This window comes from Microcoleus sp., from assembly GCF_049646505.1.
GTDB lineage: Bacteria > Cyanobacteriota > Cyanobacteriia > Cyanobacteriales > Microcoleaceae > Microcoleus.
The window spans coordinates 1-23,238 of the sequence record NZ_JBARVX010000008.1; the positions used below are offsets into that span (position 1 = coordinate 1).

At 45.8% G+C, this 23,238-nt stretch carries 18 protein-coding genes; 11 read left to right on the plus strand and 7 right to left on the minus strand.

Features of this window, described 5'->3' with window-relative positions; translation table 11 throughout:
- Positions 1 to 532: 532 nt before the first annotated feature.
- Positions 533 to 1,414, plus strand: a complete 882-nt coding sequence (locus WBA89_RS00505; protein WP_424403047.1) for a Cof-type HAD-IIB family hydrolase — start codon at positions 533 to 535, stop codon at positions 1,412 to 1,414.
- 463 nt (positions 1,415 to 1,877) lie between these two features.
- On the opposite strand, the gene WBA89_RS00510 is transcribed toward WBA89_RS00505, so the two are convergent.
- The 4 genes from WBA89_RS00510 to WBA89_RS00525 all read right to left on the minus strand — a co-directional run bounded on the left by WBA89_RS00510 (position 1,878) and on the right by WBA89_RS00525 (position 10,910).
- Positions 1,878 to 2,768: an alpha/beta fold hydrolase gene (locus WBA89_RS00510; protein ID WP_424403049.1), complete on the minus strand. Its 891-nt coding sequence runs from the start codon at positions 2,766 to 2,768 to the stop codon at positions 1,878 to 1,880.
- Positions 2,769 to 3,158: 390 nt separating this feature from the next.
- Complete coding sequence (locus tag WBA89_RS00515) at positions 3,159 to 5,186, minus strand: adenylate/guanylate cyclase domain-containing protein (RefSeq protein WP_424403051.1); 2,028 nt, start codon at positions 5,184 to 5,186, stop codon at positions 3,159 to 3,161.
- The gene (locus tag WBA89_RS00520) at positions 5,152 to 9,867 is read right to left on the minus strand and encodes a PAS domain S-box protein (RefSeq protein WP_424403053.1); all 4,716 of its coding nucleotides are present in this window, start codon (positions 9,865 to 9,867) and stop codon (positions 5,152 to 5,154) included. Before WBA89_RS00520 ends, WBA89_RS00515 begins: the two co-directional genes overlap by 35 nt.
- Positions 9,868 to 10,403: 536 nt before the next feature.
- Positions 10,404 to 10,910: a hypothetical protein gene (locus WBA89_RS00525; protein WP_424403055.1), complete on the minus strand. Its 507-nt coding sequence runs from the start codon at positions 10,908 to 10,910 to the stop codon at positions 10,404 to 10,406.
- A gap of 223 nt (positions 10,911 to 11,133) precedes the next feature.
- Here WBA89_RS00525 and WBA89_RS00530 point away from each other — a divergent pair, with 223 nt between their 5' ends.
- The 5 genes from WBA89_RS00530 to WBA89_RS00550 all read left to right on the plus strand — a co-directional run bounded on the left by WBA89_RS00530 (position 11,134) and on the right by WBA89_RS00550 (position 15,227).
- Entirely contained in the window at positions 11,134 to 12,051 is a 918-nt protein-coding gene (locus WBA89_RS00530) for a histone deacetylase family protein (RefSeq protein WP_424403057.1), read from the plus strand.
- A gap of 143 nt (positions 12,052 to 12,194) precedes the next feature.
- On the plus strand, positions 12,195 to 13,205 hold the full coding sequence (locus WBA89_RS00535; RefSeq protein WP_424403059.1) for a glycosyltransferase family 2 protein: 1,011 nt from the start codon (positions 12,195 to 12,197) through the stop codon (positions 13,203 to 13,205).
- Between the two features lie 194 nt (positions 13,206 to 13,399).
- Positions 13,400 to 13,981, plus strand: a complete 582-nt coding sequence (locus tag WBA89_RS00540) for a serine O-acetyltransferase (protein ID WP_424403061.1) — start codon at positions 13,400 to 13,402, stop codon at positions 13,979 to 13,981.
- Between the two features lie 194 nt (positions 13,982 to 14,175).
- The gene (locus WBA89_RS00545) at positions 14,176 to 14,691 is read left to right on the plus strand and encodes a serine O-acetyltransferase (protein WP_424403063.1); all 516 of its coding nucleotides are present in this window, start codon (positions 14,176 to 14,178) and stop codon (positions 14,689 to 14,691) included.
- A 410-nt stretch (positions 14,692 to 15,101) separates the two neighbouring features.
- Positions 15,102 to 15,227 carry a hypothetical protein gene (locus tag WBA89_RS00550; protein WP_424403065.1) on the plus strand — a complete coding sequence of 42 codons (126 nt, stop codon included), beginning with the start codon at positions 15,102 to 15,104 and terminating at the stop codon, positions 15,225 to 15,227.
- 124 nt (positions 15,228 to 15,351) lie between these two features.
- On the opposite strand, the gene WBA89_RS00555 is transcribed toward WBA89_RS00550, so the two are convergent.
- Positions 15,352 to 15,495: a hypothetical protein gene (locus WBA89_RS00555; protein ID WP_424403067.1), complete on the minus strand. Its 144-nt coding sequence runs from the start codon at positions 15,493 to 15,495 to the stop codon at positions 15,352 to 15,354.
- Between WBA89_RS00555 and WBA89_RS00560 the strand changes: the two genes are divergently transcribed.
- Positions 15,495 to 16,643 carry a glycosyltransferase gene (locus tag WBA89_RS00560; protein WP_424403069.1) on the plus strand — a complete coding sequence of 383 codons (1,149 nt, stop codon included), beginning with the start codon at positions 15,495 to 15,497 and terminating at the stop codon, positions 16,641 to 16,643. The genes WBA89_RS00555 and WBA89_RS00560 overlap by 1 nt on opposite strands.
- A 248-nt stretch (positions 16,644 to 16,891) precedes the next feature.
- On the opposite strand, the gene WBA89_RS00565 is transcribed toward WBA89_RS00560, so the two are convergent.
- On the minus strand, positions 16,892 to 17,299 hold the full coding sequence (locus WBA89_RS00565; protein ID WP_424403071.1) for a transposase: 408 nt from the start codon (positions 17,297 to 17,299) through the stop codon (positions 16,892 to 16,894).
- Positions 17,300 to 17,729: 430 nt separating this feature from the next.
- Between WBA89_RS00565 and WBA89_RS00570 the strand changes: the two genes are divergently transcribed.
- The 4 genes from WBA89_RS00570 to WBA89_RS00585 all read left to right on the plus strand — a co-directional run bounded on the left by WBA89_RS00570 (position 17,730) and on the right by WBA89_RS00585 (position 22,682).
- Entirely contained in the window at positions 17,730 to 18,743 is a 1,014-nt protein-coding gene (locus WBA89_RS00570) for a glycosyltransferase family 2 protein (RefSeq protein ID WP_424403073.1), read from the plus strand.
- Positions 18,744 to 18,789: 46 nt separating this feature from the next.
- Positions 18,790 to 20,088, plus strand: coding sequence for a glycosyltransferase family 4 protein (locus WBA89_RS00575; protein WP_424403075.1), 1,299 nt, complete (start codon positions 18,790 to 18,792; stop codon positions 20,086 to 20,088).
- Positions 20,089 to 20,128: 40 nt separating this feature from the next.
- Positions 20,129 to 21,373: an exopolysaccharide biosynthesis GT4 family glycosyltransferase EpsE gene (gene epsE, locus WBA89_RS00580; protein ID WP_424403077.1), complete on the plus strand. Its 1,245-nt coding sequence runs from the start codon at positions 20,129 to 20,131 to the stop codon at positions 21,371 to 21,373.
- Between the two features lie 61 nt (positions 21,374 to 21,434).
- Entirely contained in the window at positions 21,435 to 22,682 is a 1,248-nt protein-coding gene (locus WBA89_RS00585; protein ID WP_424403079.1) for a glycosyltransferase family 4 protein, read from the plus strand.
- 114 nt (positions 22,683 to 22,796) lie between these two features.
- On the opposite strand, the gene WBA89_RS00590 is transcribed toward WBA89_RS00585, so the two are convergent.
- On the minus strand, positions 22,797 to 23,150 hold the full coding sequence (locus WBA89_RS00590; protein ID WP_096832348.1) for a DUF1257 domain-containing protein: 354 nt from the start codon (positions 23,148 to 23,150) through the stop codon (positions 22,797 to 22,799).
- Between the last annotated feature and the right edge of the window lie 88 nt (positions 23,151 to 23,238).

Below are 23,238 nucleotides of genomic sequence, written 5' to 3' on the forward strand. Positions count from 1 at the left end.
TTTGTTCTTCTTACATCTCCCAATTGAGTTTTTTCTAATTCTTGCCTTACCCACCGATCGTTTTAACCTGATTCCTGGGCGATCGCCCGCTCGTTCAACAGCACAGATGTTAATTTCTGTCAACTTTATTGTTAAGAAAGATGTTTATAAAGCATAGCTTACTAAGGGGGCTCAGACTTCATCCACAGCACATCTTTAGAAAAATGGTATAAATCAAGATCGCATTAAGAGGGCTGGTGAGTGCATAGGTAAACAAGCTGCGATCGGGACTCAGACAAAAAGTGGTTTGAGGTGCTCTTGAGAGAGTTCTGGGCGATCGGCGGAGGCCCTACTGGCATTTAAATTACTGTATATTTCAATGATTTGTTCCCGTTGGTAGTCAAATCCTCTCCATCCTTTTGTGCTCTGGCTTTTCTGGCTCTCCCAATGTCCTCATCAAACATAACAGACAATCTAGATGCAAACAAAGCCGATCGCCAGTGCCAAAATAAACTGGTGCGTGCAAATCAACAGCTAAAATCTCACAAAAATCATGCAGAATATAATTGCCTCAAATCCAGCGAATGCTACCGATCGCGCTTTTGGTACCGCAGAGATTAAACTGCTGGTACTAGATATCGACGGCACGATCGCAGGTTTGTCAAACGACATCCGACAACCCGTCAAGCAGGCAATTTTGGCTGCCGAGTCGCGGGGAGTGAAAGTGGCCGTTGCGACGGGCAGGATGTACAAATCGGCTTTGCGTTTTCACTCAGAAATTGGCTCAACTTTGCCGCTGATTTGCTACCAGGGCGCGTGGATTCAAGATCCGACTACTCAAAAGCGACTGCGACACTTGCCGCTGTCGAAACAAACTGCTCTGCAACTATTAGAGCATTTTGAAGCACTCGATTACCGATCGCTCCTTTCGATCCATTTCTATATTGACGACAAACTTTACGTACCGGAAATTACAGCAGCTACCCGAATTTATGCCGAACGATCGGGCATTGAACCAATTGTAATTCAAGATTTGCGGCGAGATATGCCGGGGGAACCGACGAAGGTTTTGGCTTTGTGCGAGAATCCGGAGGTACTCCACGGCTTGCTCAGCAGTATGCGGAAGCGCTACACGCCTGCGGAGCTTTATTTGACTCAATCGGTGGCTACTTTTTTTGAAGCTACGCATCCTTTGGCGAGTAAGGGAGATGGGGTGCAGTATTTAGCCGAAAAAGTTTTGGGTTTGCAGCCGGCTCAGGTGATGGCGATAGGCGACAATTTTAACGATCTGGAAATGATTTCCTACGCGGGTGTGGGCGTGGCGATGGGGAATGCTCCTGATGGTGTGAAGGCTGTTGCTGATTGGGTAGCGCCGGATGTGGAGGAAGATGGGGTGGTGGCTGCGATCGAACAATTTGTTTTGGGCGATCGTTGATATTTCTAGCAATAATAATTTTCGGAGTGCGAGTTTCCCGCTCGCTCCGAAGAAGACTGGGCGGTTGAAACCGCGTCTACACAAGCAAAACCCGGATGGTGCGCGGGTTGAAGACAAAGGCGGTGAAAATTACTTATTCTCTTCAGTCTCTTAGAGAGGGACATCGTTTGTGTAGGCGCGGTTTCAACCGCCGTCTGCATCTACACTATAATTACGATTTTAAAAATGCCTTTCCACAGAAAAAGCACCGACGACTGGCCGTGTTTCGTCTCGGTGCTTTCTCTGGTTCGCTCCTCACACGTCCATCAATATAGCCGACTCGCCCGAATGTGTCAAGACTTTTTAGCAAAGTTTTTTTTTAGTCTTTCCAATCCGGGCGGCGGGTGCGGTGGAGTATGGCAGAACCTTGGCTGTGCAAGGGTTTGGCTCGATCGCCTTTTTCTGGCATTCCCCCCGAAAAATTTCACTTCAACTCCAGCAGCCAGTCCAAAATCAGAGCGTTGACTTCACTGGGCCGCTCGTCGTGGGGACAGTGGCCGGTGTTGGGAATTGAAACAAATTTCACTGGTTTATCGTTGGCGGCCAATTGTTGATAAATCTGGCTGCCGGCGATGGGAGTCCAGGGGTCGTCTGCACCCCAAAGTACCAGTAACGGACGATCGACCTTTGGCAGCAATTCTGACGGTTGAGGGCCTGCTGGGGCTGTGAGAATGGAAGCGAAAACTTGTTGAGCTCCGGGCTCGCAGGAGGGCGCGTGGAGGAGCTCTACGAGTTCGTCGGTGATGGCTTCGCGGTTCCCGTAGACTTGGCGCAGGGTGTTGCGGATGCGGTGTTTTTGGCGGATGTTGTTGAAGACAAACGGGCCGATGACGGGCGATCGAACTAACTTAGCAAAAGTCCCCATCACTACTCGCAGCGGGAAATTCAGTTCCTCCGGCCGGTGGTTGAGCCCGCCGGCACAGTTGATTAACACACCGCCTGCAGATATTTCTGGATGGTTGGCGACTACCATCAAACTCAGCAAAGCGCCGATCGAATTTCCGACAAATACCGCCGGTTCCCGTACAAATTCCGCCCAGAAATCTGTCAGCAATTCTTCCCACAATTCCAGCGTATAATCAAGCGCAGGTTTGCCAGAAGCCCCGAATCCCAACAAGTCCAGCGCAAATACCCGGTAGCCGCCCGCCGCGAGTGCGGGGATATTTTGCCGCCAATGTCCGATCGAAGCCCCAAACCCGTGAATCAACACCAAAGGGCGGCCGGTTCCTTGGACGGTATATTGGATTTTATGACCTTTCCAAGTCCAAATCAGCTTCTCAAAACTTGTTGCAGATACTAATTCTTGTGCAGTCACGGCTATTATGTAAAGTTTCGTTAACTAATTTCATCATAGCAGTACAATCCCGCTCCGGCGCTGGCTTTGAGCAACGTCCCACAAAAACATTATTCCCAATTCCCAATTCCCAATTCCCCATTCCCATTGGTGTCAACTTAAAGTCTTATGTAGTAAGGATCTACTGTTTGACTATCCTCTGGCCAGATCCCCCCTAACCCCCCTTATAAAGGGGGGGACTGGATCGCTCTCAAAGTCAACCCCTACTCCCCTTCTTAAGGGGGATTTAGGGGGATCAGGCCTCTGCTAAAAGCGAGATTTTTCAATGGTTTTAGGCTTAATTTGACACCAATTACTAATGACTACTGACTAACGACTAATGACTAATGACTAATGACTAATGACTAATGACTACCTTTTTTCTAACAACCAATAAGTCCTCATATTCCCCTTACCTTTCACCGGAATTACGCCTCGCATCTCCAACAAATACTTATCTTTTAAAAGCTCGTAAGTAACATCAGTAACTTGAATTCTGCCGGCAAAACCCGTACCCTCCATCCTCGACGCCACATTCACCGTATCTCCCCACAAATCATAGGTAAACTTGCTCACACCAATCACTCCCGCCACCACCGGCCCGGAATTGATGCCGACGCGAATTGCCAGTTTTTCTCCTGTCTCGGCCGACAACTTGGCTATTTTTGCCTGCATTCCCAGGGCCATTTGGGCGATCGCCCCAGCGTGATCCTCTTTCGGCGTAGGCAACCCCCCAACTACCATGTAAGCATCACCAATAGTCTTAATTTTCTCCACACCGTACTTTTCAGCTAACTGGTCGAAGTGAGAAAAAATCACGTTCAATCGCTTTACCAACTCCGTCGGAGACATTCTCGCCGACAGTTCAGTAAAGCCTACAATATCAGCAAATAAAACACTTACTTCACCAAAACTGTCAGCAATTGTGCTTTGCTCTGCCTTCAAGCGTTCTGCTATTGGTTGGGGAAGAATATTTAACAACAATTTCTCGCTTTGTTCCTGTTGAATCTTGAGCTCTTCTTGCGCTAATTTTCGCTCTGTAATGTCAGAAACAGTACCCTCATAGTACATCAAAACGCCTTGTGAATCCCGAACAGCACGGACATTTTCGGATACCCAAATCCGGCTACCGTCCTTGCGGCATACCATAGATTCAAACCCCGAAACCGCATTTTCTGCATCCATAGCTGCCACGAATTCCAGGCGGCGTTCCGGGTCAACGTACAGTTGTTCGGCAATATTTTTAATACTAGACATCAGTTCTACTGGCGAGTCGTAACCGTACAATTTTGCCAAAGCTGGATTAGCGCTGAGATAGCCTCCAGAAGGAGTGCTTTGAAAAATCCCTTCCATCGCATTTTCTACAATGCTGTGATATCTTTCTTCAGCAATCCGCAGCAATTCTTCTGCTTGTTTTCGCTGAATCAAAGCACCTAATTGAGTGCCGACGGCATTAAAAATGTCTATAAATCGCGCGTCTTTCGGACAAGGCAAAATTTGAAAGAAAACTAGCACCGCCAATACTTCATCCTCTACCAAAATCGGCACGCCAAAACCTGCTTTAAATCCGAGTTCTTGTGCTACTTCACTTCGTAAAAAATCCGGGTAGCCCTGGGAAATATCTTCTACCCATTCCGGTTCCTTGGATGCCCAAACTCGTCCCGGCAGCCCGATATTCATGGCAAATGTCAGTTGTTCGCTTTGGCTGCGGAAGGGTTCCATGCAGGGGTTGCTAGCATACCAGCCGCGGGCAGATTTCAGCACAGTTTTTTCTGCATTGGGAATCCAAGCTTCTCCCACATCCCATCCGATTGTTTCGCCCACTTGGCGCAGAATTACTTCTAAAGCTGAGTGAAAGTCTACAGCTTCGCCGATCGCCCGCGTCGTTTCCAGCAAAAACCGGATTGATTCTTCGGCTTGCTGCCGTTCGGCAATTTCTGCCTGCAATCTCGAATTGCGATCGTGCAATTCCCTAGCTTGCCGTTGCAGTTTCGATTGCAGCAAACGCAAAGAAAGTTGGCTTTCCACGCGGGCCAAGACTTCTTCTACTTGAAACGGCTTAGTAATATAATCTACTCCTCCTACTTGAAAAGCCTTAACTTTTTCCATCACGTCATCTAGCGCACTAATAAAAATTACCGGAATATCTTTAGTTTTTTCAAGTTTTTTTAACTTTTCACAAACTTCATAACCGTTCATTTGCGGCATATTAATATCTAGTAAAATCAAATCTGGAGCCGATATTTGTGCTGCTTGTAAAGCAAGTTTTCCGTTAATCGCCTTCCTGACTTGATACCCGTTGGATTCTAGCATAGTAGATAAAAGTCGCAAGTTGTCCGGCATATCGTCAACGATCAGAATGTCTCTAGGAGTCGCTGGTAATGGCTGGTCGTTCATCATAATATAATTGAGTTAAATCGATAATGATATCTATCCGAAAATTATCGACTAAATCCGTTAAAGCGTTAGCCAGATTTGCCTCAGTTTCGGGAATTTGCTCGATCAGTCCCAGGATGCGGTTGTCATCAACGCAAAGTGCTGCTTGGTACAAATCGACCACCCAGTCTGCGGGCATTACACTTAAATCCTCGGCGGTCAAACTTTGAAGCAGTCTCGGTGCTGAACCAGAAGTAGATGAGTTTTCTTCCTCATAAATATAACGCAGGTTCAGGTAATGCGCGATCTTTTCAAATAGTACCTCTTCCCGAAACGGTTTACAGATCAAATCGTCACAACCAGCAGACAAAATTATTTGCCGCTGTTCGTCAAAAGCACTCGCAGTCAGGGCAATAATTATGGTTTCTTTACCTTCGGGAGTTTGCTCGATCTGTCTTGTCGCTTCGTACCCGTCCATAACTGGCATCAGCATATCCATTAAGATCAGGTGCGGCTTCCAAGTTGAGTGCAAAGCAACTCCTTCTTCACCGTTAGTTGCTTCCAAAACTTCAAATCCCAGCGGTACGAGGAGCTTAAGCAGCAGTTGGCGATTTTCCGCTACATCTTCAACTATTAATATCCTATAGGTTGGCTGTCCGGGTTCTAAAGCAATAACTTGTTTGACGGCAGATTTTTCTTGTTCGTCACTTTCTGTTACTACGTTAACGCGGATATTAAAAGTGAAAGTTGTGCCTCTATCGAGTTTACTTTCAACAGCAAGAGCGCCTCCCATAATTTTGACAAACTGTTGGCTGATCGGCAATCCTAGACCAGTTCCCTGCATCGATTTGCGACCTGTTTCAGTTTGTACGAAAGGCTGGAATAATGTGGAAATTTCCGAAGGAGAAATGCCGGGCCCCGTGTCGGCAATTTCAAAAAACAATTGGGCTTCTTTTTGTTTTGCTGCGTTGTTTTCTGCTTGGCTGCTAACGCGCAAAGTCACCGTTCCGTGTTGAGTAAATTTAATCGCATTGCCCAGCAGGTTAATTAAAACTTGTCGCAATTTAGCTTCGTCTGTTTCAATGTACTGCGGCAAATTGTCGGTATCTTCAAATATCAGGCGCAACCCTTTTGAGTTGGCTTTTAGTTGCAGCATTTCTCTGAGGCTGCTGAGAAGATTGTAGAGGTTGAAGCGGCCTTGATTGATGGTAATTTGACCTGCTTCTATTTTGGACATTGACAAAACATCATTGATCAGTTCCAGCAAATGTTCGCCGCTGCGGTTGATAATTTCTATGTATTCTTTTTGTTCTTGCGTGATTGAACTGTTGCGGGCCATGACTTGGGAAAAACCGAGAATGGCGTTGAGAGGCGTGCGGAGTTCGTGGCTCATGGAAGCGAGAAATTGGCTTTTGGCGCGGTTGGCAACTTCGGCATTTTCTTTGGATTTAAGTAGTTCCATTGACTGCCTTTGAGTGCGGGCGAGCAATTCTGCTTGCTGCAATGCTACTCCTAGCTGAGTGCCGACATGAACTGCAACGTTGATTTCAGCTTCGCTCCACTGGCGGGGAGCTGAATTTTGATAGGATGCTAGCAGTCCCCAGAGTTTTTCTCCGCAGAAAATTGGCACAGTAATGTATGATTTTGCTTGAAATCTTTCTAAGAGTTGGATGTAACAATTACTGAAGCCTTGCTTGTAAATATCTGGGACGTAAAGGTAAGTTTTACCTCGGCTGTAGGCTCCGCCTTCGGTGTCTTGCAAATAGGTATCCCGTACTTCTTGCGAGCTGCTCTCGAATTTTTGGACGAGGCACTTTTCGCTTTCTAAAGCGTCTTCAGTGAAGTTAGAATCGACCTGCTGTGCTTGGATAAAAGAAATCCACTTGCTGTCAACTGATTCGGCTACAAATTCGCCGCTCCAGTCAGGATTGAAACGGTAAAGGGCGACTCGATCGCATTTCATGGTTTGGCGCAATTCTCTGGTTGTGGCTTCAAAAATTTCTCGGAGATCTAATGTCTGGCGCATTCTTTCAATGATTCGGGCGATCGCTCTTTGCCGCAAAGCACTTTCTTGCAGTTCAGTTTGTGCTTGCTGGCGTTCGGTAACATCTACAGCCATTGAAGCGAGGCCGATTGCTTTGCCGTTTTCGTCAATTAGCTGAGTATTGTACCACTCGCAGAGGATAATTCTGCCGTCTTTGGTCAGATTTTCGCAAATCCCGCTGGATTTGTCCCTCAAGCCGCGATTGAAAATCTCAGCTCCTTGCTCGCGGTAGCTTTCAGGTACGATCAAATCGGCCGCGACTCTCCCTTTCGCTTCGGGCTCGCTGTAGCCAAAAATAGCTTCCGCCGCCGGATTCCAAGTGATAATTTCTAAATTCAGGTTTAACTCGATTACTGCGATCGGCGTTTGCTGCAATAAAAATGAGATTCTTTGCTGCGATGCTAGCAGTTTTTCTGCCGCTAATTTGCGGTCTGTGATGTCATTAGCCGTACCGAGAATTTGTTTGGGTTTACCGTCATTTGTTCTGAGAAATACTGTATCCCAACTGTTCATCCACCGCCATTCACCGTTTTTGTGTTTCATGCGGTATTGAAATTCTATGATGTCGCCGTCTTTAGCTTGCTCGACTTTTTGGACATTTTCACAAAAAGCTGGCCAATCCTCGGGGTGCATCAGAGTTAGGATCATTTCAGTACCCATATCTTGTATTTCTCGGGCGTTGTAGCCCAGCATCGCAGCAATTTGGCGGTTGGTGTAAACATTGCGCTGTTCTACTAAATCGTAAACGTACAATAGGTTGGGATTGGAATCGGCGATCGCCTGAATGAAGTGCTGGCTTTCTCGAAGTGCAGATTCTGCAAGTTTGCGATCGCTAATATCTCGCGCTACGATAATCACTGATTCTTGCGAAAGCACAGAAATTTTAGCGTCGAGCCAAATTTCCCGATCTCCGAGCGTATAGCTATATTCAATATTGATGCTTTGCTGCGTTTTGAGAACTTGTTGGATGGTATTTAATACCAAATCTGCAGCAGGTTTTGGCAAGATTTCGTGGGCGGTTCTGCCAATCATTTCGGTAGGAGCTTTCACCAAATTTACCGCTGCTGTCGGGGCGATTTTGATGCAGCGCCCTTCTGCATTTCTCACTAAAACTATGTCAGTCATGGCGGTAAAAATCGCCCGCAATTCTGCTTCGGATTCTTGCAGAGCTTGTTCGGCGCGGACGCGGGTGCGAATTTCTGCTTGCAACTGTTTATTTTGCCGATCGAGCTGCGCGAGCCTGTTTTTTTCTCGATCGATCAGTTTAGCTTGAGCGATCGCAATTCCTACTTGACCCGCCACAGCTTCTAACAAGTCGATTTCATCTTTTGTCCATTCGCGTTGGCGATCGCACTGGTGCAAACAAATAGCGCCGTTTGCCCTGCCCTGGTAAGAAGTGCGAATTGCCAGCATCGATTTCAACCCAACCTGGCGGCAAATCGGTTGAGCAGCTTGCAAAAGAGGCTCTGAGTAAACGTCGTCGGAGGCGATCGCCCGGTCTTGGATCATCATTTGTACGACGTGAGGATTGCCCCAAATTGGAACGATGGCGTTCCGCATTGATTCCCACTCAGGTTCGAGATACTCAGCCGCCAGAGGAAGATCGACTTGGGGGGTAGTAACGTAAGCATGAATCAAACAGCGATTGACGCGGAATGCCTGACCGATTTGAGTTGCAGCCGTTTGAAATATTTTTTCCGGCTGCAAGCTCGATCGAATTTGTCGAGTTATTTTTGCAATCAGCAACTCTCGCTGAACTTGCCGTTCCAAAGCAGATTTAGCTGATGCCGTTTCTATTTCTGCTTGCTTGCGATCGCTGACATCAAAAATTACGCCATACCAAACAATATCGCCATTCTTGCGCTTTTCAGGTCGAGAATTAGATTGCAGCCATTTGAGTTTGCCCGACGGCGTAACAATCCGCCATTCAAAACCAAAAGGTTCTAAAGTTCGAGCGCTATCACAAATCTTTTCACCCAAATATTCTCGGTCATCAGGATGGTTTTGATCGAAGCACAAATTAGGATTTTTTAAGATATCCTCGCTCTCTAATTCGTAAATTTCCCGACAAGCATAACTGATATATTCAAACTTGAAAGTCCCATCAAGCTTCTGCATGAATTGATAAATCACTCCCGGTATACTAACCGCCAATTTCTGCAACTGCGCTTTGCTTTCCCTGAGTGCTTGTTCTGTTACTTTGCGAAATTCTACCTCTCGTTGCAGTTCGGCATTCTGCTGTTTTAACTGTTTCGATAGCTGTTGTATAGTTAGTTGACTTTCAATCCGCACTAAAAATTCTTCTACTTGAAAAGGCTTAGAAATGTAGTCAACACCGCCGACTTCAAAAGCTTTAATCTTCTGAAAAGTTTCATTAAAAACGCTCAAAAAAATTACCGGGATTTCGCGAGTGTTTTCGTTGGCTTTCAGTCGTTCGCAGACTTCGTAGCCGTTCATTTTAGGCATAGCTATATCTAGTAAAATCAAGTCTGGGATCGCAGTAAAATTTGCATTTAGCGCCATTTCTCCCGAAATTGCTCGCTGAACTCTATACCCTTCTTTCGTCAATATCTTCGATAGAAACCGGAGGTTTTCGGGTCGATCGTCAATAATTAAAATGTGGATATCTTTTTTGTCGATCGCCATTTTTTCTCTAGCCATTTTGAGTTTAGCTTCTTAGCAGCAATGAGATTGATGATTTAATAAATTAAGCACCTTTGTCATACAAAAATCCTCGACCGCAAAATCAAATCTCACCAAATAGAGGATTACTTTTTACTTTTTTATATTCGTTCATCTAATCATCCAGCTTTTAGTCGGTCGAAATATCGATCGACCGTCTTAAATTTGCAACTCAAATCAACCGCATTCTTGCCATATTTTATTGCAAAAACAAGTCCCACTATTCGCAAAAAAACTAACTTGTCTGAAAAAAAGATCGCGACTCAGGCACTCCTGAACCGAGAAACCGGGGAGGATCGCCCAAGCTTCTAGACATTCTGCAGCCACCTTCAAAAAGTTTTAGCAGAAATACACAGTCCCCCGCACCCCAATCCGAAAAAACAACGAAGTATTCCGGTGAAAAAACCCGTTTCGACACACCCCCGCGCCAGCCTCAAGATATTTATAGCTAACTTCAGAGTTTCACGCTCCCCCGCACCCAAGGCTTAGCCTGTCAACTCTTTTCTCGGTCTTTTCTATGCCAGCAATTCCTTAAGTTTAGCAAGATTTTCATTGCTGAGGGAGATTTTAATTTCAAGTTCTTGCTCGGCCTCCCACAGCAGCAGTACATTATCTTCGCCCAACGCAAATTCTGGATTGTTTAATTCAAGTGTTTGATATTTCACTTCGGGAAATCCGATGCGAATTACCACTTCTGATTCTAACTGAGGATAGAGGTACAATTGCTGTTGCAGGTTGTCTAGTTCTAGTTTCTGAACTGTGGTGTTGCGTTTGACAGGAGAATCGGGTTTGTACCAATAGAGAGTCTCTTCGCTAATTTCGGGATTGACTATCACAAATGTTACGTCAAAACGCTGGGGTTGCCAGTGAATTTCGCTCATACCGCCGATTTGCGGAATCAGTCGCTCAACCCAGCTAATTTCTTTGCCGTTGAGTTTTTTCCACCACTGAGCGATATTATCGAAGTTCTCAGCATTTTCGGGATTGTTGCTGCCGGACTCCCAGACAGTTTTTAGTTGCATATACAGGTTCTCCAGCGAATTTAAATTTGAGATTGCAGGCTTTTAATTAGACATCTCCGGCCAAGCCTGTAAAGAGCGCGCCAGCGAGGCTGGGAAGCGAGAATGATGGCAGACATCTATTAGACGAATCCTCAAAATTATCTAAACAGCCCGCAAGCGATCCTGCTTTACAAAAATTATGGGAGATGTCTGTTGGAGATTCATTCGTTCTACAATTATGTTCATGGATTTACCAATTATCTACCACGAAGATTATGTTGCACCGCTGCCGCCCGGTCACCGCTTCCCGATGGCAAAGTTTGGGCTGCTTTACGAAATGCTGCGGTTGGACGGGGTAGCAGAGCGATCGCAATTTCACGCTCCCGAACTTTTAGGGTCAGAATGGATTGAGCTAGTCCACGATCGCGATTACATTCAAGCTTACTGCAACGGAACGCTGGATGACAAAGCTCAGCGGCGAATTGGTCTGCCTTGGAGTCCGGCCCTGGTCAACCGCACTTGTATCGCCTCCTCCGGGACCGTACTAACTGCTAAGCTTGCTTTAGAATGCGGTTTGGCTTGCAATACTGCGGGCGGAACTCATCACGCTTTCCCCAATTACGGCTCGGGTTTTTGTATTTTTAATGATTTGGCGATCGCCTCCCGCGTCCTCCAAAAAATGGGTTTAGTTCGCCAAGTTTTAATTGTCGATTTAGACGTGCACCAAGGAGACGGAACCGCTACAATTTTCCAAAATGACAGCAGTGTTTTTACTTTTTCGATGCACTGCGAAGTCAATTTTCCTGGCACCAAACAAAAGAGCGATTTAGATGTAGCTTTGCCCGTCGGTATGGAGGACGACGAATACTTACAAACTTTGGCTAAATACTTACCAGATTTACTCTCCGATGTCAAGCCAGATTTAGTATTGTACGATGCCGGAGCCGACACTCATCAGGCCGACAAACTCGGAAAATTATCTTTAACTGATACCGGGTTATTTCGCCGGGAAATGCAAGTTTTATCTACTTGTTTAGCTGGCGGCTATCCCGTTGCCTGCGTCATTGGCGGTGGCTATTCCGATGACATGAAGGGGTTAGTTTACCGACATTCGCTGCTGCACCGATCGGCAAGTCAGGTTTACAGGCAATATCGACTTTGATGCAGAGCGGCGGGAATTCCGAAATATGGCACAAAAAAACAGTCTTCCTCACCGAAACAAATAAAAATATTATTAGTCATAGCTCCAGCTTGCCAGATGGGTACAACTTGAGCTAAAAAGTTGTTAAACCAAAAACTGCACCTATGTCCAATGCCAGCGAGCCAAATCACCCGTATCCACTGCTGGTTGTCATTGTTAACTACCGAACCTCTAGTTTGACAATTGACTGCTTGCACTCTCTAGTTACCGAAGTGCGATCGCTCCCCGGTACGCGGGTTGTAGTTGGCGACAATGCTTCAGGCGACAATTCTACCGAAGAAATACCGGCCGCTATAGCCGCATTCGGCTGGAGCGAATGGGCCTCCTTCGTCCCCCTACAGCGCAACGGCGGATTTGCCTGCGGGAACAACGCCCTGATCCGTCCCGCCCTGGAATCCACCAATCCCCCCCCTTACGTCCTGCTGCTCAACCCAGACACCGTAGTTCGCCCCGGAGCTCTGAAAGCACTGGTTGACTTCATGGACTCCCACCCCGAAGCAGGCATCGCCGGCAGCCGCTTGGAAGACCCCGACGGTACTCCCCAGCAGTCAGCATTTCGGTTTCACAACATCTTAACCGAACTCGATTTTGGTTGGCGGACGGGCTTGCTGTCCAAGTTGTTAGCCCACAGGGTCGCAGCGCCTCCGATTTCCCAAGAAATCTGTCAAACTGATTGGGTAGCTGGAGCCAGCATGATCGTCCGTCGCGAAGTATTTGAAAAAATTGGCTTGATGGATGAAGTTTATTTCATGTACTGCGAAGAAATGGACTTTTGTCTGCAAGCTAACAAAGCTGGCTGGAGTTGCTGGTACGTACCCGAAAGTCGCGTTGTCCACTTAGTAGGTCAAAGCTCGGGCGTCACTGACACCAAAAAGCCCCCTAAGCGACTGCCACAGTATTGGTTTGATTCCCGGCGCAGGTACTTTCTCAAAAACTACGGCTTGGTTTACACAGCGTTAACAGATGTATCCTGGGCTTCGGGTTTTGCAGCCTGGAGGGTGCGCCGCGTACTTCAAGGCAAACCCGATGGCGATCCACCACAATTACTGAGGGATTTTGTATTAAATAGTGTATTTTTTAAGGGGGGTAAGATTGAAAAATCCAAAAACTTTTAAAACGATTTGGTGAATCGGTCAAAGCCAACTAAACCAGGTTAACCTAGGCAAGCAAAATTTTTTATGATGCAGCAGAAAAATTAGTATTCTCGATAAAACCGGATCGATCCTTCCTCAAAAACCTGATAGACCCATTAATATCGCGGGCATCTAGAATCAATAGAGCAAACAAAAAATAGCGTGAATTAGAGCTTATGGTAACTGAGCAAAAGTTAATCAGCAGTGAAAATCAAGTAGAAACCGCCGGTCTGGGACTATGGCAGCAAATTAAAGAAGACTGGATCGCTCACGGTCGAGATTGGACAAAACCGGGATTTCGCGCCGTAGCAGTGCAGCGTTTTGGCGTCTGGAGAATGCAGGTAGAACCGAAATTACTTCGAGCTCCTTTGAGCATTATTTATCGATCGCTCTACCGAAAAGTCCGCAATAGTTACGGGATAGACTTGCCTTACACTGTCAAGCTCGGTCGTCGCGTGGTGATTGAACATCAAAACGCTATTATTATTCACGGATATTGTACGATCGGTGACGACTGCATTATCCGCCAAGGTGTAACGCTGGGAAACCGCTATTTGGACAAACCGCTAGAATCCCCTCAATTGGGCGATCGGGTTAACGTCGGCGCTGGTGCAAAAATCCTCGGAAAAGTCAACTTGGGAGACGATGTAAATATCGGTGCTAATGCTGTAGTTTTATCAGACATTCCGGCCGGTCAAACTGCCGTTGGCATTCCCGCCAAAATTATAAAATCCCGTCCGGCCGAAAACAATTCTTAAATCATTTTATCGGAAAGTGTCCCCGCTTCTGTGTTAAAACAAACAGAGAGATCGGGCTTAACTTTCTCTGTTCTCTCAAGCAAGTTAACTGTGTCGAGATTCAAGCAATCTCCATACTCAGGTTAGAGAGTTATCTTAAGGTAAACTGCACAAATAGGCACAATTGTCTACATCATCAAAAAATTGCACAAACAATGGTTGAGTCAATCACTAAGTCAATCATTTCTGCTACAGAACCAGACTGGAGCCGCGAAAAACTTAGCAAGTGGTGGGAACCCAGTCGCCAACTGCTAAAATCTATCCGCAACTATCAAAAGTGGCAGCAGCAGGGTGGAATTGCAGGATATATTTTATGCCGTTGGAACGTGATCCAGTATCGATTTTGGAGCGTTGTCACTGCAACAGACATCCCTTTGAACTGCCAAATACAAGGAGGACTGCTGCTGACTCATCCTAATGGCGTTGTCATTCATCCCAGTGCTTCCATTGGCCCTAACTGTCTGATTTTTCAGCAGGTGACAATTGTTGCTGATGTCAAAATCGGCGGTCACGTCGATATCGGTGCAGGAGCTAAAATTATTCGCTCCGTAACGATCGGCGATCATGCTTTGATTGGTGCTAATGCTGTGGTGATTTGTGACGTGCCACCCGGTGCAACCGCAGTGGGAATACCGGCAAAAATAATCGAAAAAAACAACCAGGAAGTCTGAACAATAATTTCTAGGCCGTTGCTGAATACAGGTATGAATTAAAGATTTCCAAATTCCTATAAGCCAAGTATGATGAGTTTTATAACTTACAACAAAAGTTGATTAATACCGTAAATCAGCAACGCCGCAGATTTTAAATTCAGGGTAATTTCCCTGTTCGCAGAGTGAAAAATATCTATGGCTGACTCCGCGGTCGCTACAGTAAATTGTGAACCAAAAACTTAAATTTAGCATGGTTGACTAGCTTTACTCAACATGATTGGTGTAGCTTAATAAAGAATAAGCTTGAGGCCGTATAATACCTAAAACTGCAGCTCAATAGAATTTATCCTAAAGATATTGTGAACTTACCTTGAGTGTCACTACAATATTAAAATAACAGTTCAGTCGTTGAATTGAAGAGGTAAGACTTGAAACAAGTTGGATTAGTAGCGATCGGACGAAATGAAGGGCAGCGCCTCCGCCAGTGCCTAGTCTCGGCCACAGACAAAGTTGCCCTCGTCGTCTACGTCGATTCCGGCTCAACAGGCGGGTAGCCTAGAGTTAGCCCGAATATCGATCGGCTCCCTTGGATCTGTGGTGCAAACTGTATTTTACAGCACAGAATTTTGGCAATCGAATCGCCCAAATCCTTACCCTGAGATATATAAGCTATATCAATCACCCGATCGCCAGGAGAGCCATAATTCGCAGCCCAACCAGAATTAGCAGCAGTCTGCTGCCGCACGAGAAATTCCCCGCAGCCACAGCTTGCAGGATCAACTTCGATCGAAAAACACTACTCAAACTAAAAAAATAATTCAATGGGTACACTCAAAAAGCCAGCGCACATTGCTATTTATCTGCATTGCCTGTTCAATGGGGGTATAGAGCAGGTAATGTTGAACTTAACCCGCAATTTTGTAGCTCGCGGCGTCAAGGTAGATTTGGTACTTAACTTTCCCGGAGCTCTTTTCCTGTGGGACTTTCCCCCATCCGTTCGGATTATCAACCTAGAAGCTGAAAAGATATTAACAAGAGTTCCTAAATTAGCGCGTTACCTGCGACAGGAACAACCCACAGCTTTAATGTCAGCCAATCATTATGCAAACGAAATAGCAATATTGGCAAAGCATTTTTCGGGTGTACAAACACGGATTGTGGTATCAGACCACACGCATCTTTCTCAGGAAGCGGGAAGTAACTCTCCCTTAAGCTTTAAATATTGGTCGCCCGCGATAGCGCGACTTTTATACCCTAGGGCCGACGGCATACTAGCAGTATCTCAAGGAGTAGCTGAAGACATAGCTGCTCGAACTGGCTTACCAGCAGATCGAATTCAAGTAATTAGCAACCCAATAGAGACAGAACGAGTCATAGAAAAAAGTAAAGAACCTGTAGACCACCCCTGGTTTAATCCCCCAGAATTGCCAGTAATTCTGGGAGTGGGGAGATTAGAAAAACAAAAAGATTTTCCTAACTTAATTAATGCTTTTGCTAAAGTAAGACAAGCGCGATCGACCCGGTTGCTGATTTTAGGCGAAGGATCGGAACGGTCTCGACTGGAATCTCTAATTAGCGAATTGGGTTTGGAAAATGACGTGGAAATGCCGGGTTTTGTAAAAAATCCTTTTGCATACATGGCACGGTCGGCAGTATTTGTCTTGTCTTCAGCTTGGGAAGGTCGGTCGGTTGTACTGGGAGAAGCAATGACTTTGGGAACCCCAATTGTTTCTACAAATTGCCCGAGCGGCCCCTATGAAATCTTAGACCGAGGCAAGTACGGCGAGCTAGTACCAGTAGGCGACAGCGAAGCGCTCGCGCAAGCAATTTTAAAAGTATTGTCCGGTAAAACAAAGCCAGCCGATCCAGCTTGGCTTGCCCAATTCAACCTGGAAGGTACTGCTCAAAAATATCTGGATATTCTGGGCATCACTGATTGCGGATTCCGCTCAGCAGTTTCGGTAAAGTAACTACAATACTCCTAGGGGCGGGTTAGATCGAAAACTTACAATTCAGACTAGCAATCTACATCAAACCGCCCCCAAAGAAAGCGACAGAATTTGATTGTGGGCAGTTCCACTGTTGGCAGAGAGACAAAAATGGGGAGCATCCCATTTTCGCTTTCAGATCGTGGACGGTTGCATCAGAATAATATATTTGGATGAGATCGGTGCCAGCGTCTCGCTCGCGATCTACTATAGAACCCATTTGACATCTTTTAAGCTGCAAGCCTTTTAACCATCAGCCTAATAAAACAAACATTTATCTTGGCATTTGCATTAACTAAAGTTCTCTCGAAGTTATTAACGAGGATTTTGCATCTTTCCATCCAAGCATTTGACCGTTCAATTATCCACTTTGCCCTAACCGGAACAAATCCAGACTTGCCAAGGGCTTCTTTTTCGGGTTTCAAGGTTTTTTTTGAGAGTTCAAACTCGATCTGAGTCATAATTTGTGGATAAATCTTCTCTAACTCAACAGTCAGATGTTCGGGATGATATCTGTTGTATAGCAAAATGGTAATCTTGGGAAGATTAACGGGTTTAGATTTGAAACAATCGATGTTTTTAATTAACATTTTAATCGAACCAGGATTGCCTGATAAATATGTTTTTATAACGAGCAAATAAATAATCTCCGATGGTATCAATAGCTAGAGCAATCCTAAATCATTATCAAGACTGTTGTGATACAATTATATGCAATACTTGATTGTGACAATAAAAAAATGAATCAATTACAACTGCCACCAGAAGACCTGGAAAACGAAAAAGCTTCGTTAGAAATTTCATTAGAGTCAAAGGTTTGGCTTGAGTGGAGCAGATTGCAGGTGATATCAGCACTTGACAATTATGAGTGAGCTTCGTGGGTCTAAAACTCAAAAGGTTTAATTGTAACAGAGATTTGTTTGGCAAGAGGTCTAATAAGCTACCAGTAGTTGAACACCGAAGACAGGAACTCGTTGGGATTGATTTTATAAAGATATTGTGAAGTTAGCTTGACTGTTACTAAAATATTAAAATAATAGTTCAGTCGTCGAATTGAAGAGGTAAGACTTGAAACAAGTTGGATTAGTAGCGATCGGACGAAATGAAGGGCAGCGGCTCCGCCAATGCCTAGTCGGGGCCACAGACCAAGTTGCGCGCATCGTCTACGTCGATTCCGGATCTACAGACGGCAGCGTTGAGTTAGCCCGATCGATCGGAGCTGACATCGTTGAACTCGACCTATCTACACCCTTTACCGCAGCCCGCGCCAGAAACGAAGGCTTTGCCCGCCTGCTGGAACTAGATCCCGACATCGAATTTGTCCAATTTGTGGACGGCGACTGCGAAGTGGTTGAGGGATGGCTCGATCGGGCAAAGAGCGAACTCGCAGCCAAACCCGACGTAGCAGCAGTATGCGGGCGCAGGCGCGAACGATACCCCAAAGCAAGCATCTACAACCAGTTGTGCGACATTGAGTGGGATACCCCCATCGGCGAAACCAAAGCCTGCGGTGGCGACTCCATGATGCGCGCCACAGCATTTGAGCAAGTCGAAGGTTTCAATCCCGCACTAATCGCCGGCGAAGAACCAGAAATGTGTCTGCGGTTGCGCCAAAAAGGTTGGAAAATCCTCCGCTCAGACGCAGAAATGACCCTGCACGACGCGCAAATGACCACTTTTGCTCAGTGGTGGAAGCGCGCTCAAAGAGCGGGTTACGCCTACGCCGAGGGTTCGTGGATGCACGGAAGCGAACCAGAACGCCATTGGGTCAAAGAAACCCGAAGCACCTGGTTTTGGGGATTAGTCTTGCCAGGGCTAGCCTTGGCAATGGCATTGCCGACAGAAGGCTGGAGCCTGTTACTATTGAGTGGTTACCCCTTAGCAACCTATCGCACCTATAACTACTATGCAAAGCATGGGGATATTGCAACTAAAGACGCAGCCATCTACGCTTTGTCTTGCGTGTTAGCCAAATTTCCCCAACTACAAGGTCAAATCCAGTTTCACCAGCGCCGATTGCTGGGGCAGCAGAGCAAGTTGATTGAATACAAAACAACCAACTCTCTTAATTCAGCCAACTAGAATTACAGCTAACTTCCCACAAAGTCCTCCCCTAAGCAGTAAACAAATGAGCGATCGAAAATTAAAAGTTTTACTAATTGTAGAGCAGTGCAATCCTGACTGGGCATCAGTACCTTTGGTCGGCTACAATTTTTTTCAACAAATAAACAATTTAGTTGATGCAACACTCGTTACCCATATTAGAAACAAACCAGCTATTGAAAAACACCCAGAATATGAAAAAACTGTTTACATCGAAGAAACAAACTTAACCGAGAAATATTATAGAATAGTCGAAAAGCTGACCGCAACCGGGCGAATAAATTGGCCAATTTATCATGTGTTGAATTACCCAATTTATGAGCAATTCAATCAACAAGTATACCAAAAATTCAAAGGAAAAATTCTCAACGGAGATTATGACATAGTTCATGCAATTACCCCGATGATGCCGCGCTATCCGTTTAAGGTAGTCAGTGTTTGCCAGCAGACTCCTTTTATTCTAGGCCCTGTGAATGGGGGCATTCCCTTTCCCCCAGGTTTTCAAGAAACTGCAAAACAAGAATTTGCTCAATTCAACTTTTTGAGAGCAGTTGGTCGAACATTAATTCCAGGTTATGTAGACACTTACAAAAAAGCAGATAAAATTTTAGCAGGTTCAACATATACTTTAAATATGCTAAAAAATTTGTTTGCAATTCCCGACCAAAGAATTGATTTATTTTACGAAAATGGGATTTCCGAGGAATTTTCAAATCAGACAAAGATCCTTAATAAAGATGTTAGCAAGATCGACCTGCTGTTTGTGGGTAGATTAGTGCCTTACAAATGTGCCGATATTGTCATTGAGTCTATTGGGAAATTAGACCTGGCAATTCAAAGTAAAATCAGCTTAACTATAGTAGGAGACGGCCCAGAAAGAAACAACTTGGAAAACCGAGTAAATGAGCTTAATTTAGGGGAAATAGTTAGCTTTGCCGGATGGGTAAATCAACAAGAAACTCTGGAATATTACAGGAAAGCAGATATTTTTTGCTTCCCTTCGATCCGAGAGTTCGGGGGCGCAGTGGTAATGGAAGCTATGGCTTGCGGGCTCCCCTGCATAGTTGCTAATAACGGCGGTATTGGTGAATACGTGAATGAAGAAACTGGTTTTAAGATCGAGCCGATTTCTAGAGAGTATCTCACACAGGAGTTGACAAGTAAAATCAAGCTGTTAGTGGAAGACGATCGGCTGCGGGAAAGTATGTCAGCTAAGGCGATCGAAAAAGCCAGAGAATTTGCGTGGGAAAACAAAGCGATTAAAATCGTCGATATTTACGAAAAAATGCTCGGTGAGAAAGGTGTTCGTGCATCGGCACAGTAGATAAATATCCTTGAATCAAAAATTAGAAAGCAGGTAAGAAATGAAGACAAAAATTGGATACTTTATTCCCCAATTTCCCGGACAAACACACATATTTTTGTGGCGGGAGCGACAATTTCTTGCAGAACTTGGAATTGAAACAGATTTAGTATCAACTCAACCGCCACCCAGATCGATCGCTTCTCACGTATGGGCAGAAGAAGCTCAAAAAAATACTGTTTATCTATTTCCCTTTGCTGCGAAAGATTTTATTAATTCATTCCTAGAGGTTCTCAAAGCTGGTCCCGCTGCATGGTGGCAGTGCCTCGCAGTTATTGCCAAAGCGAGTGACACATCGTTATTTGAAAAATTTAAACTCTTAGCATTGGTTTTGGTTGCTGGGAAATTAGCAGGGTTAACAAAAACAAAAGGTTGGTCTCACATCCACGTTCATTCCTGTGCCAATTCCGCCAATATAGCCTTATTTAACTCAATTCTTACAGGCTGTACTTACAGTATAACTCTTCACGGACCTACTCTAGAAGTGTACGGGTCAAATCAGGAACAAAAGTGGAAAAATGCTGCTTTTGGGATCGTCATATCTCAACTGCTTCTCAATGATGTCAAAAAGAAATTAGCGAACTTTCTTCCCAAACAATTAGCTGTTGCTCCCATGGGAGTTAATATTGCAGAAATTAAACGCAGCAGCCCTTACAAGCCTTGGCAAGAAGGAAGTCCGTGCAATATTTTTGCTTGCGGCCGCCTCAACCCGGTGAAAGGTCATAAATACTTGATTGAGACTGTAGAATTGCTGCGAAATCGGGGATTTGACGTGAGGCTGCAAATTGCAGGTGAGGATGAACAAGGGGGCAGCGGATATCACCAAGAGCTACAAAAAATCATTGACGATAAATCGATGTCCGAATGCGTGGAGCTACTTGGGGCTGTTTCGGAACAGCGAATTCGCCAAAGTCTAGAAGCAGCTAACGTTTTCGCTTTGGCAAGTTTGAATGAAGGAGTTCCGGTTGCTGTGATGGAAGCAATGGCGATGGAAGTGCCGTCGGTTGTTACTAATGTAGGCGGAACTTCTGAGCTAGTAGATGACGGCGTGGATGCTGTATTAGTCCAATCAGAAAAACCCGAAGAAATGGCAGATGCGATCGCCAATCTCCTCCAAAATCCCGAACTTGCTTTGAGCCTCAGTCAGGAATCCCGGAAAAAAATTATGGCCAAATTTAGCCACGGCCGCAGTGCAGAAACTTTAGCTCAGTGCTTGGAAAAACTAGGAATAACTAACCCGTCTTAGTTATGCTAAAGAACAAATTTAATCTCAGACTACATAAATCCAGTTGAGTCCCAAACAAGATATGCGAATTTTAATTGTTGCTCAGAATGCCTCAACTAAATTCGGCGGCGAGTCATTGCTGCCGATCAACTACTTCCGGATACTTCGATCGCGCCAAATAGAAACATGGTTAGTGACGCACGCCCGCACCCAGGCAGAACTCACAGCGCTGTTTCCAGAAGACTGCGATCGAATGCACTTTGTACCGGATACTTGGCTGCACCGGCTGCTTAATAATTGCGGGCAATTTATCCCAGCAAGAGTGAATGAATTTACTTTTGGGCTGCTGAGTCACCTGTACACGCAAATGCTGCAGCGCCGCATTGTCCGGCGGCTGGTGAGCGAACACGAGATTGATGTTGTACACGAACCGACACCAGTTTCGGCAACAGTTCCTTCGTTGATGTTCGGATTGGGAGTGCCGGTAGTTATCGGGCCGATGAACACGTCGGTTAAATTTCCTCTGGCATTTCGATCGCGCCAAAATCCGACCATTGATATTTTAATCGCGATCGGTCACCAGTTCGTCGATCTCTTCAACCGTCTTTTTCCGGGCAAAATCAAAGCCGAGACGCTGTTGGTGGCCAACGATCGCACGAAGCAAGCACTGCCAACAGGGGTGCAGGGTAAAATCATTGAACTTGTGGAAAACGGCGTGGATTTCTCGGTGTGGCGATCGGACTCTACCGCATTAAAGGAGCCAAATAAACAAGTTCACTTTGTTTTCTTAGGGCGACTGGCAGACTGGAAAGGTGTAGACTTGCTGCTAGAAGCCTTCGCCCCCGTCGCAGCTCAAACTGATGCAGTCTTAGAAATCATCGGCGATGGGGAGATGCGAGGGGAACTCGAAGCTCAAACAGCTCGTTTGGGGCTCGACAGCAGGGTTGTATTTAGCGGCTGGCTCTCTCAGGAGCAGTGCGCTATCAAAATGAAACAAGCTGATTCAATGGTGTTCCCGAGTTTACGCGAACCCGGGGGGGCCGTGGTAATGGAAGCAATGGCGGTGGGCTTACCCGTCATAGCAACGAACTGGGGCGGCCCGGCGGATTATCTCGATTCCACAAGTGGAATTTTAGTAGAACCAGCTTCTAGAGAAGGCTTTGTCAAAGGACTAACTGAAGCTATGCTGAAGCTAGCTCAATCCCCGGAGCTGCGGCACAGCATGGGTAGCGCTGGACGGGAGCGAGTCCGGCAGCATTTCGACTGGGAACGCAAAGTCGATCGAATGCTTGAAATTTATCAACAAACGGTAAAAGATAGCGTCCGCTAAGGAGCAGCTTTCCTCTGTCTGTCGAGCTGTAGGGGCAGTGCTAAAAATCTCGATCGCAAAAAACGGGTTAACCCGTATTTGGTTAACCCGCAAGCTTAGAAACGCGCACGGCGATTAATTTTGCACTACCAGCTTAACGTTGGCGTTTTGCAAACCGCGCTGCTTGACTGCTGCCAAGGTCTTGTTGACTGCGTATTTCTGGTTGATGGAGTTGATCAACTCGGTTTGATTGTGCTTTTTGGCGACGCCCCAGAGGTCTGCAATCAGGTCAAAGGAACCGTCGCTATTGCGAGACCAACCCAAGTCGTATTCGCCTTCGAGAGTGGCCACAATGTCGGAGCGAACGCGCTGGCCGTTATAACCGCGAACGTCAGCTTCTGACTTGACTGAAATGCCCAAGTCGCGCAGGGAAGCTTTCAGGATTTCGGCATCGGTGATCTTGGTACGCAGAGTGCTAAAGTGAGACATTGGATTTCCTCCTAATAAAACTGAGAGAGAAACAACAACGGTCTGGATTTAACTTGGCCGCTGGGCGGCTCTTCAATCGAACTGCTAG

Bases quoted from the DNA above. Each gene is read 5' to 3' on its own strand.
- WBA89_RS00505 (WP_424403047.1), top strand. From the start codon at position 533: ATGCAGAATATAATTGCCTCAAATCCAGCGAATGCTACCGATCGCGCT.
- WBA89_RS00515 (WP_424403051.1), bottom strand. From the start codon at position 5,186: ATGATGAACGACCAGCCATTACCAGCGACTCCTAGAGACATTCTGATC.
- WBA89_RS00520 (WP_424403053.1), bottom strand. From the start codon at position 9,867: ATGGCTAGAGAAAAAATGGCGATCGACAAAAAAGATATCCACATTTTA.
- WBA89_RS00525 (WP_424403055.1), bottom strand. From the start codon at position 10,910: ATGCAACTAAAAACTGTCTGGGAGTCCGGCAGCAACAATCCCGAAAAT.
- WBA89_RS00530 (WP_424403057.1), top strand. From the start codon at position 11,134: ATGGATTTACCAATTATCTACCACGAAGATTATGTTGCACCGCTGCCG.
- WBA89_RS00535 (WP_424403059.1), top strand. From the start codon at position 12,195: ATGTCCAATGCCAGCGAGCCAAATCACCCGTATCCACTGCTGGTTGTC.
- WBA89_RS00540 (WP_424403061.1), top strand. From the start codon at position 13,400: ATGGTAACTGAGCAAAAGTTAATCAGCAGTGAAAATCAAGTAGAAACC.
- WBA89_RS00545 (WP_424403063.1), top strand. From the start codon at position 14,176: ATGGTTGAGTCAATCACTAAGTCAATCATTTCTGCTACAGAACCAGAC.
- WBA89_RS00560 (WP_424403069.1), top strand. From the start codon at position 15,495: ATGGGTACACTCAAAAAGCCAGCGCACATTGCTATTTATCTGCATTGC.
- WBA89_RS00575 (WP_424403075.1), top strand. From the start codon at position 18,790: ATGAGCGATCGAAAATTAAAAGTTTTACTAATTGTAGAGCAGTGCAAT.
- epsE (WP_424403077.1), top strand. From the start codon at position 20,129: ATGAAGACAAAAATTGGATACTTTATTCCCCAATTTCCCGGACAAACA.
- WBA89_RS00585 (WP_424403079.1), top strand. From the start codon at position 21,435: ATGCGAATTTTAATTGTTGCTCAGAATGCCTCAACTAAATTCGGCGGC.
- WBA89_RS00590 (WP_096832348.1), bottom strand. From the start codon at position 23,150: ATGTCTCACTTTAGCACTCTGCGTACCAAGATCACCGATGCCGAAATC.